General features: G+C 45.1%; 16 protein-coding genes. 12 read left to right on the forward strand and 4 right to left on the reverse strand.

The features are described from left to right. Positions 1–60 precede the first annotated feature (60 nt). Together ilvD and ACYQ0C_RS14785 are read right to left on the reverse strand one after the other, a co-directional pair. Entirely contained in the window at positions 61–1,863 is a 1,803-nt protein-coding gene (ilvD, locus tag ACYQ0C_RS14780; RefSeq protein ID WP_016275827.1) for a dihydroxy-acid dehydratase, read from the reverse strand. A 411-nt stretch (positions 1,864–2,274) separates the two neighbouring features. Next, positions 2,275–2,649, reverse strand: a complete 375-nt coding sequence (locus ACYQ0C_RS14785) for a hypothetical protein (RefSeq protein ID WP_016275826.1) — start codon at positions 2,647–2,649, stop codon at positions 2,275–2,277. A gap of 356 nt (positions 2,650–3,005) precedes the next feature. Here ACYQ0C_RS14785 and ACYQ0C_RS14790 point away from each other — a divergent pair, with 356 nt between their 5' ends. The 3 genes from ACYQ0C_RS14790 (at position 3,006) to ACYQ0C_RS14800 (ending at position 6,125) form a co-directional block, all read left to right on the forward strand. Continuing rightward, positions 3,006–3,584, forward strand: coding sequence for an FKBP-type peptidyl-prolyl cis-trans isomerase (locus tag ACYQ0C_RS14790; protein WP_016275825.1), 579 nt, complete (start codon positions 3,006–3,008; stop codon positions 3,582–3,584). Between the two features lie 508 nt (positions 3,585–4,092). Then, positions 4,093–5,361 carry a putative DNA modification/repair radical SAM protein gene (locus ACYQ0C_RS14795; protein ID WP_016275823.1) on the forward strand — a complete coding sequence of 423 codons (1,269 nt, stop codon included), beginning with the start codon at positions 4,093–4,095 and terminating at the stop codon, positions 5,359–5,361. Then, positions 5,358–6,125, forward strand: a complete 768-nt coding sequence (locus tag ACYQ0C_RS14800) for a TIGR03915 family putative DNA repair protein (RefSeq protein WP_016275822.1) — start codon at positions 5,358–5,360, stop codon at positions 6,123–6,125. The genes ACYQ0C_RS14795 and ACYQ0C_RS14800 overlap by 4 nt, the downstream gene beginning before the upstream one ends. Here the strand turns inward: ACYQ0C_RS14800 and truA are convergent. Both truA and ACYQ0C_RS14810 read right to left on the reverse strand, forming a co-directional pair. Continuing rightward, a complete protein-coding gene (gene truA / locus ACYQ0C_RS14805) occupies positions 6,091–6,864 on the reverse strand; it encodes a tRNA pseudouridine(38-40) synthase TruA (protein ID WP_016275821.1) in 774 nt (257 codons plus the stop codon). The genes ACYQ0C_RS14800 and truA overlap by 35 nt on opposite strands. 34 nt (positions 6,865–6,898) lie before the next feature. Beyond that, entirely contained in the window at positions 6,899–7,573 is a 675-nt protein-coding gene (locus ACYQ0C_RS14810) for a DUF5715 family protein (RefSeq protein WP_016275820.1), read from the reverse strand. A 157-nt stretch (positions 7,574–7,730) separates the two neighbouring features. On the opposite strand from ACYQ0C_RS14810, the gene ACYQ0C_RS14815 reads away from it, so the two are divergent. The 9 genes from ACYQ0C_RS14815 (at position 7,731) to ACYQ0C_RS14855 (ending at position 16,452) form a co-directional block, all read left to right on the forward strand. Continuing rightward, positions 7,731–8,714: a PhoH family protein gene (locus tag ACYQ0C_RS14815; protein WP_016275819.1), complete on the forward strand. Its 984-nt coding sequence runs from the start codon at positions 7,731–7,733 to the stop codon at positions 8,712–8,714. 42 nt (positions 8,715–8,756) lie between these two features. Continuing rightward, positions 8,757–9,701 (forward strand): phosphoribosylaminoimidazolesuccinocarboxamide synthase, encoded by a 945-nt coding sequence (locus ACYQ0C_RS14820; protein WP_016275818.1) that lies wholly within the window; start codon positions 8,757–8,759, stop codon positions 9,699–9,701. 95 nt (positions 9,702–9,796) lie between these two features. Then, positions 9,797–10,534, forward strand: coding sequence for a bifunctional demethylmenaquinone methyltransferase/2-methoxy-6-polyprenyl-1,4-benzoquinol methylase UbiE (ubiE, locus tag ACYQ0C_RS14825; RefSeq protein WP_016275817.1), 738 nt, complete (start codon positions 9,797–9,799; stop codon positions 10,532–10,534). A gap of 17 nt (positions 10,535–10,551) precedes the next feature. Continuing rightward, complete coding sequence (locus ACYQ0C_RS14830) at positions 10,552–11,292, forward strand: shikimate dehydrogenase family protein (protein WP_016275816.1); 741 nt, start codon at positions 10,552–10,554, stop codon at positions 11,290–11,292. A gap of 7 nt (positions 11,293–11,299) precedes the next feature. After that, on the forward strand, positions 11,300–12,250 hold the full coding sequence (locus tag ACYQ0C_RS14835; protein WP_016275815.1) for an alpha/beta hydrolase: 951 nt from the start codon (positions 11,300–11,302) through the stop codon (positions 12,248–12,250). After that, a complete protein-coding gene (locus ACYQ0C_RS14840; RefSeq protein WP_016275814.1) occupies positions 12,247–13,182 on the forward strand; it encodes a TPM domain-containing protein in 936 nt (311 codons plus the stop codon). The genes ACYQ0C_RS14835 and ACYQ0C_RS14840 overlap by 4 nt, the downstream gene beginning before the upstream one ends. Positions 13,183–13,219: 37 nt before the next feature. Then, positions 13,220–13,801, forward strand: coding sequence for a LemA family protein (locus ACYQ0C_RS14845; RefSeq protein ID WP_025018551.1), 582 nt, complete (start codon positions 13,220–13,222; stop codon positions 13,799–13,801). A 208-nt stretch (positions 13,802–14,009) separates the two neighbouring features. Next, entirely contained in the window at positions 14,010–15,086 is a 1,077-nt protein-coding gene (gene aroC, locus ACYQ0C_RS14850) for a chorismate synthase (protein WP_016275812.1), read from the forward strand. Between the two features lie 13 nt (positions 15,087–15,099). After that, positions 15,100–16,452, forward strand: a complete 1,353-nt coding sequence (locus ACYQ0C_RS14855) for a dipeptidase (RefSeq protein ID WP_016275811.1) — start codon at positions 15,100–15,102, stop codon at positions 16,450–16,452. Positions 16,453–16,455: the final 3 nt, after the last annotated feature.

Below are 16,455 nucleotides of genomic sequence, written 5' to 3' on the forward strand. Positions count from 1 at the left end.
CTGTAGAATCACTCAGTGACAGCACAGCTATTTTTTAAGTCCCAATTTTTAGTTTCTAATTTAGTCAATGATTCTCACTCCTCCTTTATCTGCCGAACTTACCATACTGGCGTATGCCTTCAAGCTTTTAGGAACTTTGCGGTCACGGGTCACTGGTGTCATCGGCCGGGCCGCCAATACCTCATCGCTCAGCTTCACATTAATACTACGGTTCGGAATATCAATCTCAATCATATCACCATCCACTATTTTTCCGATATTACCACCTGCTGCGGCTTCGGGGGAAATATGTCCGATACTCAGTCCCGAAGTGCCCCCGCTGAAACGTCCGTCGGTAATCAAAGCACATTCTTTTCCTAAATGCTTGGATTTGATATAAGAAGTTGGATAAAGCATTTCCTGCATACCGGGGCCACCTTTCGGACCTTCATGGGTGATGACAACGACATCGCCACTCACGACCTTTCCTCCCAGAATCCCTTCACAAGCGGCATCCTGCGAATCGAACACCTTGGCAGGTCCCGAGAATTTCCAAATACTTTCGTCCACTCCTGCCGTTTTCACCACACAACCGTCCTGTGCGATATTTCCTTTCAGAACGGCCAGACCTCCATCCTTGCTATAAGCATGCTGCAAGTCGCGGATGCAACCGTTGGCACGATCGGTATCCAGTTCTTTATAAGCAGCATTCTGAGAACCTAACTTTATATTGAACTTGTTTCCCGGAGCACCCGAATAGATGCGCTTTGCCTCAGCATCCACTTCCTCCTTACATATATTATATTTCTCGATAGCTTCCGCCAATGTCAGACCATCCACCCGCTTCACATCAGTTTTCAGCAAGCCGCCTTTGGACAGTTCCCCCAATATATTAAGGATACCACCGGCACGGTTCACATCCTGGATATGGTATTTCTGTGTGTTCGGAGCCACTTTGCACAGGCAAGGCACATGGCGTGAAAGCATATCAATGTCATCCATTTTAAAATCCACTTCCGCCTCGTGGGCGATAGCCAGAAGGTGCAGCACCGTATTGGTAGATCCACCCATGGCAATATCCAGCGTCATAGCATTCAGAAAAGCGTCACGGGTCGCGATGCTGCGCGGTAACACACTATCATCTCCTTCCTCATAATATTTATAAGCATTCTCCACTATCAGAGCGGCCGCATCCTTGAACAACTGAGTACGATTGGCATGAGTTGCCAGAATAGTACCATTCCCCGGAAGTCCCAGACCGATGGCCTCATTAAGACAATTCATAGAATTAGCCGTAAACATACCTGAGCAGCAACCACAGCCCGGACACGCATTGTTCTCAATCTGAGCCACTTCCTCATCACTGACCGACGCATCGGCGGATTTAATCATAGCATCTATCAAATCAAGATGCTGATTGTTCCACTCTCCCGCCTCCATCGGACCGCCCGATACAAAAACAGTCGGTATATTCAGTCGCATGGCAGCCATCAGCATACCCGGAGTGATCTTGTCGCAATTACTGATACACACCATTGCATCTGCTTTATGTGCGTTCACCATATACTCCACGCTGTCGGCAATGATATCACGGCTGGGCAGCGAATACAGCATACCATCGTGTCCCATAGCTATCCCGTCATCAATGGCAATCGTATTGAATTCCGCTGCAAAGCATCCCAATTTTTCAATCTCGGCTTTCACCTGCTGACCAATTTCGTGCAGATGGGTATGTCCCGGAACGAACTGTGTAAACGAGTTTACTATGGCTATGATGGGCTTGCCCATCATCTCTTTCTTCATACCGTTAGCCACCCATAGAGCTCTTGCCCCTGCCATGCGGCGGCCTTGTGTGCTAAACGAACTGCGTAATTGATTTTTCATCTTATCTAAATCTATAACATCCTATTATTTATTGAAAAAGCCTTTCTCAACATGTGAGAAAGGCTTTCAATTATTTCTTTATATGTACAACTACACATACACAACCTTTCTCACGCTCCCAGTGTGACCACCACGACGCGAATAATATGCAGGACTGCCAGGTTATTCAGAGTAGTAATATTCATATATCTGTTTTCTTTATTTCTTTAACGACTGCAAAGGTAAGGCGTTTTTCGTAACAAACAAATAAAATGAAGGTTTTTTTTCATATAAATTATTATTCGTAACTAAATCAAGCTTTAAATAATCATTTTATCACAAACTTACATTAAATCTTCCAACAGACATACGAAAAAAGAGAATGCAACTCCATGCATTCTCTTTTCAGTTCATTTATTTCATTGAATGAATTTACTTATCCGCCACATCTTCCATATAGGAATCCAAACCTTTGTTTTTCAATGTAACATTCAACAGCTGCACATACTTCTTGTACTGTTCATTAGTCAATGTACGTTTCATCAGTTTGAAGTTTCCATATACGGCTTCACGTAGCTTTTTACCCTGTTTAGCTTCTTTTGCGTAGCTTGCGCTCTGTACTTTGTCAGCAAAATAATCAGAAATGTTAGCAACTTCTTCCATCTGGCGTGCATCCAAATCCAAATATTTGCTCAACTTTGTGACGTTAACATCCACCTTCCAATCTTTACCTTCTACTTTTTCTCCTGCAAAACTTGTAGCTGACATTCCTAATGCCACTACAACTAACAATACTAAACGTTTCATAATACCTAAAATTTTAATTTGTTAAACCTAAAAACAATTTACTTAGTACCTAAGAACTAAATAATACCTGCTAAAAACAATCTTGTTATCTCTTTCTTTTTACACTGCAAATATAACGACACACTTTGCAACATGTTGTCACATTTTTGTTAATAAAATTAAATACACGACAAAATGATCATTTAATTGATATAAATCAAGAAATCAACACTATCAAAACCCCATTTATAATGTCATAATAACAATTTTATGTAATATAAACGTAATAACAAAGGAGAAAGGAGAATTAATTCGTATCTTTGTCGGCAGAAAACCTACGCAAGTAGTTTATATTACATTATTATATATAAGAAAACATGGAAAATAAGTACATCACCGTGGCATACAAACTCTATGTAATGCAAGACGGTAAGAAAACATTGGTAGAAGAAGCAACTGTAGATCATCCTTTCCAGTTCATATCCGGCCTAGGAACTACACTGGAACGCTTTGAAACAGAAATAACAGCCTTGAACAAGGGTGACAAGTTTGAATTTGTCATCCCTACCGCAGAAGCCTACGGAGAATATATGCCCGAAGGTGTGCGCACCGTATCTAAAGAAATGTTCACCATTGATGGTGTTTTTGATGAAGAACGCATCTTCCCGGGAGCTGTCATTCCTTTACAGGACAATGAAGGCCATCACTTCTATGCTACTGTAAACGAAGTGACCAATGACACTGTAACTGTAGATTTGAACCATCCTCACGCAGGTAAAGACCTCACTTTTGAAGGTGAAGTAGTGGAATCCCGCACGGCCACTAATGAAGAAATTCAGGAAATGATAAAAATGATGAGTGGAGAAGGATGCGGATGTGGTTGCGGTGACTGCGAAGGTGGATGCGGTGACGGATGTGATGACGGAGGCAATTGCGGATGCGGACATTGCCATTAATCCGGTTTGAGATATAACAGACTTTAAAAAGAAAGCGGACGTGTCAAAGTTCTAACAGCATTTTGACACGTCCGCCTTTTAAAAACAAATACATGGCAATCATCTGTCAAAGACTTCACAATTGCCATGAAACACATAAATTCTTTCAAAATCAACGAAGCGGTGATGTTCTTCTTTATCACCATCCCTAAGAATGACATACGTATCCGGAACATCCCGTACACACCGGACGCTTTACGCAAAAACACCCTCCGGCCCATCTACAACAGAGTTTTGCAAAACTCCGGGAAGAAAAATAGAAAAACATGTCGCATCAAGCCAGGATCATACTTCCCCACCAAAGTCCGACAAGCCAAAAAGTTTGAATAAAAAATTGAGACTTTACCTTCAACTGATTCCATTATGTTAATAGAACGAATTCATTCTATTAAAACAAATCGTTTTTTTACGGGAATTTGTCCATTCCAAACACTATCTGTATTTTTGCAGAAACATCCCGATAGAACCCATGAACGAGAATATCCTTGCCAAACTGAAAATACTCGCAGAATCTGCCAAGTATGATGTTTCCTGCTCCAGTAGCGGAACCGTGCGCCGCAACCAATCCGGCACATTGGGAAACACGGTAGGCGGCTGGGGAATATGCCACAGCTTCGCCGAGGACGGCCGTTGCATATCCTTGCTGAAAATCATGCTGACCAATTATTGCATCTATGACTGCGCCTATTGCATCAACAGAAGAAGCAACGATATTCCCCGCGCCACACTTTCAGTAAGCGAACTGGTGGATCTCACCATCGAGTTCTACCGCCGCAACTACATCGAAGGGCTTTTCCTTAGTTCCGGTGTCGTGCGCAATCCGGATTACACCATGGAAAGACTGGTACGTGTTGCCAAAGACCTACGGTTAGTACACAAATTCAACGGATATATCCACCTGAAAAGCATCCCCGGAGCCAGCCGCGAGCTGGTCAATGAAGCCGGACTCTACGCCGACCGCCTCAGCGTAAACATAGAGATTCCCAAAGAAGAGAACCTGAAATTGCTGGCCCCCGAGAAAGACCACAAAAGTGTGTACCAGCCTATGCGCTATATCCAGCAGGGAGTGCTGACCAACAAGGAAGACCGGAAAAAGTTCCGCCATGCCCCCCGCTTCGTTCCTGCCGGACAAAGCACACAGATGATTGTCGGTGCCACCGCCGAATCAGACAAAGATATCCTTTATCTTTCTTCCTCACTCTATCAACACCCTACCATGAGGCGTGTTTACTATTCAGGATACATTTCCGTAAACACATACGACAAACGGCTACCGGCACTGAAACAACCGCCGCTGGTACGTGAGAACCGTTTGTACCAAGCCGACTGGCTACTACGTTTCTATCAATTCAAAGTAGAGGAAATAGTCGATGACTCCTACCCCGACCTGGATCTGGAGATCGACCCCAAACTAGGTTGGGCGCTACGGCATCCCGAACTATTTCCGATAGATATAAACCGGGCAGATTACGAAATGATCCTCAGAGTACCGGGCATCGGAGTAAAATCGGCAAGACAAATCATCGCTTCGCGCCGTTTCTCTAAACTGGGATTCTACGAACTGAAAAAGATAGGTGTAGTGATGAAAAAAGCACAATACTTCATTACCTGCAACGAACTCCCTACCCGGACTGTCAATGAACTGACTCCGACAGGAGTACGCAGACTGTTAGTGCCCAAGCCCAAAAAGAAAGTGGACGAACGCCAATTGATACTAAACTTTGCCGACGACGAATGACCCTGTTTATCTATGACCATACATTTGAAGGCCTGCTGACTTGTATTTTTGACGCTTACTTCCGCAAGACCTTTCCTGACTCGCTCTTGACGGAAGGCGGGCCGCTACCCTTGTTTTACGATGAAGCCATACACATAGTCACTGATGAAGAGAAAGCCGGACGCGTGTGGCGCGGATTACAGAAGAAAATTTCCAGACATGCCCTTTCCAGCCTGACCTGCTGCTGGCTGTCAGAACTGCCGAAGGTGGACGAAATGCTTTTCCGCTACATCCGGAAGGCCATAAACGCTCCTCATTCCATCGAAACCAATTTTGCCGATCCTGATGTGCTGGAACTTGCGAAAATTTATAAAAGAGTAGATGGAGAGCGCATACGCCTCATGCAGTTCGTGCGCTTCCAAAAGGCGGCGGACGGAACGTTCTTTGCAGCCGTAGAGCCTTCATTCAATGCACTGCCACTGGCTGTGGATCATTTCAAAGACCGGTTTGCCGACCAGCGTTGGCTCATTTATGATGTAAAGCGGCAATATGGGTATTACTATAACCTGACAGAGATAGAAGAAGTAACTTTTGAAGATCCTCATCAGGCACATCTGGTCACAGGAATGCTGAATGAAACATTGATGGACAATAACGAAAAACTGTTTCAGGAACTTTGGAAAACATACTTCAAGTCCATCTGCATCAAAGAACGTCGGAATCCCAGAAAACACCGGCAGGATATGCCTGTCAGGTATTGGAAATATCTGACGGAGAAACAATAAACAGTTCTTCCGGATATCCCACATCCACTAAAAACAAGGCATGTCCCGGAACAGAGCTCCCGGCACAACAACGATCCTTATCCTCTATCACCTTCCTGAACCCCTCCAAAGTCATTTTACCACGCCCCACTTCCACCAGCGTACCTACCACTGCCCTTACCATATTCCGCAAAAAGCGGTCGGCTTTTATAGTAAACACCCATTCCGTTCCGCTCACCTGCGTCCATTCAGCCTGCATAATCCGACAATTATTCGTCTTCACATCCGTATGCAGTTTACTGAAACTGGTAAAATCCGTATAATCAAACAGCACACGGGCAGCCTCATTCATCTTCTCAAAATCCAATGAATGAAAAAGCCTCCAGGCATAGTGACGGCCAAACGGATCTTTCCGGGTGGTCACATAATATTTATAAGCACGATACGTGGCGTCAAAACGGGCATGCGCGTCATCCCTCACCCGCTTCACATCGTAAACCGCTATATCGGAAGGAAGCAAACGGTTTAATTTATCCGCCACCTGAGCGACATCCAGCTCCCGGTCATCATCAAAATGCGCGACCATGAGACGTGCGTGCACACCGGCATCCGTACGTCCAGCCCCTACCACCTCTATCTCCCGACGGAGAAAAGTAGAAAGAGCACGCATTAATGTTTCCTGCACACTGTCACCATTAGGCTGGATCTGCCAACCGTGATAATTTGTCCCATCATAAGCCAAATAGATGAAATATCGCATCGTGAAGCCTCCTATTAGATGAAAATTCAGAAAATCAGCGTGCGGTGATATGAAAACATCCCTGCTTCAGTTCATATTTGATATAACATCTGTCCGCTTTCCGAAGATCACGGAGCACCTCGGCCAAGACCAGTTTCAGCGTATCCGGACTGACATCCTGCATGGGGCGTCCATCCGGGTCCTCCACTTTAAAAAACCGGCGGTAACTGACATCGAAAGTTGTCCCGAAAGCATGGGCGGAGTTAGCGGAAGCATTTCCATTGCGGCGCCGGAGGCGTTTCACATCATCTGCCGTACGAAGCACAGAGGTTACTATGATTTGGTTAGGATTCAATCCCTTGCAAGTCAATGAGTCCAGAAAATTGACCCCTATCGTATCCAGTAACGCACTAGCCTGCGGAACCAGAAACGGGATGGAGTGCGTCAGCGAGTCCATGGCATAACGCTCACAAGGCTTTATCTGGACCAATTTGCCGCCCAACCGTTCCGCCTCCGAACGAGAAGCCAACGGGCGGATACCGATTTTCTTCGCCACACTGAGATGAGTGTCATTCAAATCACCAAAACTACGTTTGTAACTGATCACACCTTTTATATTATGGGGTTCGTTCATCTTCATAGACATATCTTTTTCCTTGCAACCGGAGGAAACTGTCAAGGAAAATAAAAGCGACAACAGTGTGCAACATGCACCTTTCATATAATTCATAACCTAACTATCTTTTCAAATTCCTCGCAAAGATAGATTAAAATCCTTTTTCCGAGAAAGCTTATGCAAATAAATTGCCCGGAAAATAAGAACAATGAAAACCTTTCATTAAATTTGCAGCCTATAAACGAGTACGTAAAGTACCTAAACTAGTTAAATGATAGAAAAACATATAGTTTTAGAGGATATTGATCCTGTGATATTTTATGGCGTAAACAACGTCAACATGAAAATGATACAAGCTTTGTATCCCAAATTAAAAATTGTGGCACGCGGGAATGTCATCAAAGTATTGGGAGACGAAGAGGAAATGTGTGCTTTCGAAGAGAGTATATTGGCATTGGAAAAGCATTGCACCCAATATAATTCACTGAAAGCAGAAGTGATTCTGGACATTGTGAAAGGCCGCTCCCCCCAAACAGAGAAGACAGGAGACACCATTGTGTTCAGTGTAACGGGAAAACCGATTGTACCCCGTAGTGAAAACCAGCTGAGGCTGGTACAAGAATACGAAAAGAACGACATGCTGTTCGCCATCGGCCCCGCTGGTTCGGGAAAGACTTATACCGCTATCGCCCTCGCCGTCCGTTCTCTGAAAAACAAAGAAATCAAAAAGATTATTTTGAGCCGCCCGGCAGTAGAAGCAGGAGAGAAACTCGGCTTTTTGCCCGGTGATATGAAAGATAAGATTGATCCTTATCTGCAACCGCTATATGACGCGTTACAAGATATGATTCCCGCCGCCAAATTAAAAGAATATATGGAACTGAACGTGATTCAGATAGCCCCATTGGCATTTATGCGCGGACGAACCTTGAATGACGCGGTAGTGATATTGGACGAGGCCCAAAACACCACCACCCAGCAAATCAAGATGTTCCTCACCCGTATGGGGATGAACACCAAAATGATTGTAACAGGTGACATGACACAGATAGACTTGCCGTCTTCACAAACTTCGGGGCTGATACAAGCTTTGAGAATCCTGAAAGGCGTGAAAGGAATCAGTTTTATCGAGCTGAACAAAAAAGACATTGTACGGCATAAATTGGTTACCCGCATCGTGGAAGCATACGAAAAGTTTGAAGAAAAACAAAAAAAACTTCATACATGCCATTCTGAGCGAAGCGAAAAAAATTGAAGACATAAAACGAATTTATTGATTTTAATTACAAATAAAGACATGAGTAAAGCATTAACAAGAACAGACTTTAACTTTCCGGGACAGAAAAGTGTGTACCACGGCAAAGTACGTGATGTGTACAACATCAATGACGAAAAGTTAGTAATGGTAGCTACCGACCGTATCTCCGCATTCGATGTAGTTCTGCCTGAAGGTATTCCCTACAAAGGACAAATGCTGAACCAGATTGCAGCCAAGTTTCTGGATGCAACCACCGACATCTGCCCCAACTGGAAAATGGCGACTCCCGATCCTATGGTTACCGTAGGAGTCATGTGTCAAGGCTTTCCTGTAGAAATGATCGTCCGCGGTTACCTGTGCGGCAGCGCATGGCGTGCTTACAAAAACGGTGTTCGCGAAATCTGTGGTGTGAAACTCCCCGAAGGAATGAAGGAAAACCAGAAATTCCCCGAACCGATCGTTACTCCGACCACTAAAGCCGAAATGGGACTGCATGACGAAGACATCTCCAAGGAAGAAATTCTGAAACAAGGTCTGGCTACTCCCGAAGAATACGAGATATTGGAAAAATATACATTGGCTCTGTTCAAACGCGGTACTGAAATAGCTGCTGAACGCGGACTGATCCTAGTAGATACCAAATATGAATTCGGTAAGCATAACGGCACAATCTATCTGATGGACGAAATCCACACTCCGGACTCAAGCCGTTACTTCTACTCGGAAGGTTATGAAGAACGTTTCGCAAAAGGCGAGCCTCAAAAACAGCTTTCCAAAGAATTTGTACGCGAATGGTTGATGGAAAATGGTTTCCAAGGCAAAGAAGGACAACAAGTTCCCGAAATGACTCCGGAAATCGTAAATTCTATCAGCGAGCGCTATATGGAACTGTTCGAGCACATCACCGGTGAGAAATTTGTGAAAGCAGACACTGAAAACATCGCCGCACGTATAGAAAAGAACGTAACCGAATACTTGAAATAAATAAAAATGAAAAATTAAAGATTAAAAGACTGGTATGAGAATTCAAAATCCCCAAGCCTCTCCTTTTAATCTTTAATTTTCAATTTTAATCAAACATGAACTACCCACAAGAAAAAATCAAGCCTTACAACGCTGACGAAAAGAAAAGCGTCCAAGTAGAGAAAATGTTCGACAACATCGCCCCTGCTTACGACCAGCTGAATCATGCCCTTTCATGGAACATTGACAAAAGCTGGCGCCGCAAAGCCATCAACTGGCTGAAACCTTTTCATCCGCAACACATCATGGATGTAGCTACCGGAACGGGCGATTTTGCCATTCAGGCCTGCCAGATACTTCACCCCCAAGAGCTGATAGGCACCGATATATCCGAAGGCATGATGAATGTGGGACGCGAAAAAGTAAAAGCCGCCGGACTGGACGGCCACATCTCCTTCGCCAAAGAAGACTGTACAGCCCTCACCTTCCCCGACAAACGCTTTGACGCTATCACCGTAGCATTCGGTGTACGCAATTTTGAGGATCTTGACAAAGGACTCCGCGAAATGCACCGCGTACTGAAAGACAACGGAAAACTAGTCATTCTGGAGCTCTCCGAACCCGGCTGGTTTCCCATGAAACAGCTATATGCTGTCTATTCCAAGATAGTCATTCCCACTTTGGGCAAACTACTCTCTAAAGACCGTAGCGCCTACACTTACCTGCCTCAGTCCATCAAAGCCTTTCCACAGGGTGAAGTGATGACGGGCATCATCCGTAAAGCCGGATTCAGCCAGGTGAGTTTCAAACGGCTGACACTAGGTATCTGTACGCTTTATTTAGCAACGAAATGATTTAAAGTATAGAGTTTATGAAAAAATATGGTTTGATAGGTTATCCGTTGGGACACTCGTTCTCAAAGAACTTTTTCAATGAAAAGTTTCATTCGGAAAGCATTGACGCTGAATATGCGAACTTCGAAATTCCATCCATCAAGGAACTGCCTTCTGTGTTATTGGCCAATCCTGATTTGGCAGGACTCAATGTCACTATACCTTATAAAGAACAAGTTATCTCTTATTTGGACGAACTGGATAAAGACGCGGCAGCCATCGGAGCCGTCAATGTAATCAAAATTGTCCGCCAAAAAGGCAAGACCAAATTGATTGGCTATAATTCCGACGTGATCGGTTTTACTCAATCTATTGAACCTTTGCTGGAACCCCAGCACAAAAAAGCTCTGATTCTAGGAACAGGAGGAGCCTCGAAAGCGGTTGCCTACGGACTGAAAAAATTAGGTCTGGAATACAAATTCGTATCACGAAACCAGCGTGAAGGAATGCTGACTTACGATCAGCTCACTCCCGATATCATGGATGAGTACAAAGTGATTGTCAACTGTACTCCCGTAGGTATGTATCCACGCGCTGACGAATATCCCGATATTCCATACCAAGATCTCACACCCAACCATTTGCTTTATGATTTGTTATATAATCCAGACACTACCCTTTTTATGAAAAAGGGGGCGGACAAAGGAGCTATCACCAAAAACGGTTTGGAAATGCTCTTATTGCAAGCCTTTGGTGCATGGGATATATGGAACAAATAGATAAAGTATGAAAAGAAAAAAACTGATTATAGGGACGAGTTGCATATTCGTTCTGCTTATTATCGCCCTGCTTGGAGCCAGTCAATATATGCTGGACTATTCCTTGCGTCCTGAAAACAGAGGAAAGGATCTGGAAAGTTCCTGGCAATATATGTTCAAGACCTACCCCTGCCTGAAGCCGTGGGTGGATAGCTTGAAACAGGCCCAAGCACTGAAAGATACCTTTATCTATTCTCCCGACCACGTAAAACTGCATGCCTACTATGTGGCGTCCAGCCATCCGACAGCCAGAACGGCAGTCATTGTACACGGATATACAGACAATGCCATCCGCATGATGATGATAGGATATCTATACAATAAGAAACTGGATTTCAATATCCTCCTGCCTGATTTGCGCAACACCGGCCTGAGCGGTGGAAATGCCATACAAATGGGATGGGCAGACCGCAAAGACGTGATGCAATGGATGGAAGTTGCCCATCGGATTTATGGTGACAGCACCCGCATGGCAGTACATGGCATCTCTATGGGTGCAGCCACCACTATGATGGTTTCGGGCGAACCGCAGCCCGACTATGTGAAATGTTTTGTCGAGGACTGCGGATATACCAACGTATGGGACCAATTTTCCAAAGAACTGAAAGAACAGTTCGGCTTGCCCCAATTCCCGTTGATGTACACCGCCGACTGGCTATGCCGGTTGGAATATGGATGGGGATTCAAAGAAGCATCCGCACTGAAGCAGGTAGCCCGATGCCATCTGCCCATGTTCTTCATCCATGGTGACAAAGACGACTACGTACCCACATGGATGGTGTACCAATTGTACGAGGCAAAACCTCAGCCCAAAGAATTATGGGTGGTTCCGGAAGCAGACCATGCGCACTCCTATCTGTTCAACACCGAAGAATATACCCAAAAAGTAAAAGCATTTGTAGACCCATACATCCGATGAGAAAATTAACATTCTTACTAACCTTCTTCATACTCCTTGGCTCCGCCCACCTGCAAGCCAAAGAATATGCCATAAAAGACATACCGATGGTGCATTTGCAAAACCGCACCCGCTATGTCAGCAATCCCGACGATATCCTTTCGCCAGCCGCCGTCACCACCATGGACAGTATCCTCTACGCTTTAGAACAAAAGACAGGCATACAAACATTGATAGTGGTAGTAACAGGCATAGAGGGAGGCGATTGTTTTGATTTCGCCCACCGCTTGGGACAGGAAATAGGGGTAGGACAAAAAGAGCGTGATAACGGACTGGTCATCTTACTCTCCACCGACGAGCGGTGCGTGCAATTCGCCACCGGATACGGTCTTGAAGGCATATTGCCGGATGCCATCTGCAAACGAATCCAGAACCGCTATATGCTGCCCTATTTCAAGGACAACAATTGGGATGCCGGCATGGTGGCAGGCGTACAAGCCGTAAACGGTTATCTGGATGGTTCCATGGAAAATACAGACAATGATGAAAGCGAAGATGATTCACTGGGATTCATCATCATTTTCTTTGTGATTTTCGGAGGATTTATTGGTCTGGGCTTGTATGTAAGCTGGCGTAAGACACGCTGTCCAAATTGTAAAAAACATAAACTACAACGTCTCTCTTCCAGAGTCATAGACCGGAGCAACGGAACAAAGACTGAAGAAGTGGTCTATCAATGCAGGAATTGCGGACACATTCTCAGACGCAAGGAACAGTCCAGGGATGAAAATTACAAAGGTCCCCGCGGTGGAGGTCCGTTCATAGGTGGAATGGGAGGCGGATTCTTTGGCGGCCATGGTGGAAGCGGTGGAGGATTCAGCGGAGGAAGCTTCGGAGGTGGAAGTTTTGGAGGTGGAAGTTTTGGAGGCGGAGGAGCCGGAAGCCGTTTCTGAGAACAAGAGTATTCATTATTTAAAATAGTAAACACGTATGAAAAAGTCAACAATTATTGTAATAGCAGTCATTGTATTAATTGCCATTTGGGGAGTAACCTCTTATAATGGCATGGTAAAAATGGACGAATCTGTCAGCACAGCATGGAGCAATGTAGAAAATCAGTACCAACGCCGTTCCGATTTGATTCCCAACCTGGTAAATACAGTAAAAGGATACGCCTCACACGAAAAAGAAACTTTTCAAGCCGTAGTGGATGCCCGTAGCAAAGCCACCCAAATGCAGATCAGCGCCGATGATCTGACCCCCGAAAAAATGCAAGCCTATCAAAAGGCACAAGGCGAAGTAGGTAGCGCATTGAGCCGCCTGCTCGCTATCACCGAAGCCTATCCCGACTTAAAAGCCAACGAGAACTTCAAAGAGTTGCAAGCACAACTAGAAGGTACTGAAAACCGGATCAGTGTGGAACGCAAAAGGTTCAATGACACAGCACGCGCATACAACACAGCCATCCGCACTTTCCCCCGTAACTTGCTTGCCGGCCTGTTCGGATTTGACAAACGCCCATATTTTGAATCTGAGGAAGGAGCCGATAAAGCACCTAAGGTAGAATTCTAACTCTTAAAAGATACCTGTTTCCATCCTTCAGAAACAGTTTCCGGGTACGGATTGTATGAATTTTACAGTTTGGAATAAGAAAAACCGTAAAATTCATACAATCCGTACCCTATTTTTATCCATTCTGCTAATTTTTCAGTAACAATCAAGTATATTATCCCTAAAATTATTATCTTTACGGAAAGAAACTTTTAAAACTACAAGCAATATGTTCAATTCATTTGGTAATATTTTCCGGTTAACCAGTTTCGGCGAATCCCACGGACCAGGTGTAGGTGGCGTCATTGACGGTTTCCCTGCCGGCATTAAGATTGATATGGATTTCGTTCAGCAGGAACTGAACCGCCGCCGTCCCGGACAGTCATTACTCACCACCAGCCGCAAGGAACCCGATGCTGTGGAATTCCTTTCAGGAGTATTCGAAGGCAAGTCCACCGGCTGCCCCATCGGATTTGTGGTATGGAACAAGAACCAACATTCAAACGACTACGAAAATATCAAGAACCTTTTCCGCCCCTCGCATGCAGATTATACCTACATGCAAAAATACGGAATCCGTGACTATCGTGGCGGAGGACGCTCTTCAGCACGGGAAACGATCTCGCGTGTAGTGGCAGGAGCTTTAGCCAAACTAGCCTTGAAACAATTAGGAATCAGTGTCACCGCCTATACCTCACAGGTAGGACCTGTCAAACTAGATAAAGATTACAAGAGTTATAACCTCGACTTGATAGAAACAAACGACGTGCGTTGTCCCGATCCGGAGAAAGCAAAGGAAATGGAAGAACTTATCTGGAAAATCAAAGGAGAAGGTGACACAATAGGTGGTGTAGTGAGCTGTGTCATCAAAGGATGCCCCATCGGACTAGGCCAACCGGTATTCGGGAAGTTACATGCCGCACTGGGCAATGCCATGCTAAGTATCAACGCTGTAAAAGGTTTCTCTTACGGACAAGGTTTCGACTCCATGGAACTAAAAGGCAGCGAACAGAATGACGTATTCTATAATAACAACGGACGGATAGAAACAAAGAGCAATTACTCCGGAGGAATACAAGGAGGTATCAGCAACGGACAAGACATTTACTTCCGCGTGGCATTCAAGCCAGTCGCCACCATCCTGATGGAGCAACATACCGTAAATATCAATGGCACAGATACGACCATGAAAGCCAAAGGACGTCATGACGCCTGCGTGCTGCCACGTGCCGTCCCCATTGTAGAAGCCATGGCTGCCATGACCATTCTGGATTATTATCTGATAGACAGAACTACACAACTATAAGAATCATTCAATTATGGAAATAAGACAATATATCAAAGAAAATGAAGCACGCTTCATGGAAGAGCTTTTCAGCCTCATCCGTATTCCCAGTATCAGTGCTTTACCCGAACATAAAGACGACATGCTGGCCTGCGCCTTGCGTTGGAAAGAACTTTTATTGGCAGCCGGAGCAGACGAAGCCATGGTAATGCCCTCACAAGGCAATCCATTGGTTTTCGCACAAAAGCATGTAAGCGATGATGCCCCTACCCTCTTGATTTATGCCCATTATGACGTAATGCCTGCCGAGCCGTTGGACCTTTGGAAAAGCCAACCTTTTGAACCTGAAATTCGCGACGGGCACATTTGGGCACGTGGCGCTGACGATGATAAAGGCCAAGCCATGATCCAAGTCAAAGCATTCGAATATGTAGTAAAGAACGGACTGCTGAGACACAATGTGAAATTCATTTTCGAAGGGGAGGAAGAAATAGGCTCTCCCAGTCTGAATGCCTTCATCAAGGAACATAAGGAACTGCTGAAAGCCGATGTAATCCTTGTTTCGGATACCAGCATGCTAGGTTCGGACCTTCCCTCTCTGACAACAGGTTTACGAGGTCTGGCATATTGGGAAATAGAAGTGACCGGTCCGAACCGTGACCTCCATTCCGGGCACTTCGGTGGAGCGGTAGCTAATCCTATCAACACCTTGTGCGGTATGCTCGCCCAAGTCATTGGCGAAGACGGACGCATCGCCATCCCCCATTTCTATGACGATGTAGAGGAAGTACCGGCTGCCGAACGTGAGATGATTGCACAAATTCCTTTCGACGAGAAGAAATACATGGAAGCCATCGGTGTAAAAGCACTGAAAGGCGAAAAAGGATATTCCACTTTAGAACGTAACAGCTGCCGTCCCTCTTTTGACATTTGCGGCATCTGGGGCGGATATACAGGCGAAGGTTCAAAAACCGTATTGCCCTCAAAAGCATACGCCAAGGTATCGTGCCGGCTGGTTCCGCATCAGAATCATGCCGTAATTTCCCAATTGTTTGCGGACTATATCCAGTCTGTTGCTCCGGAATATGTACAAGTAAAAGTAACCTCGATGCACGGGGGGGAAGGATATGTATGCCCCATCACCCTGCCCGCCTACCAGGCTGCCGAAAAAGGCTTTGCTAAAGCATTCGGAAAGAAACCACTTGCCGTACGCCGTGGAGGAAGCATTCCTATCATCAGTGATTTTGAACAGATACTCGGTATAAAAACCGTTCTCATGGGCTTCGGTCTGGAAAGTGACGCCATCCATTCGCCCAATGAAAACTTCTCTCTGGATATATTCCGTAAAGGAATTGAAGCTGTGGTAGAATTTCATCTCAATTATTAACCA

Source organism: Phocaeicola sartorii JCM 17136 = DSM 21941 (assembly GCF_054653615.1).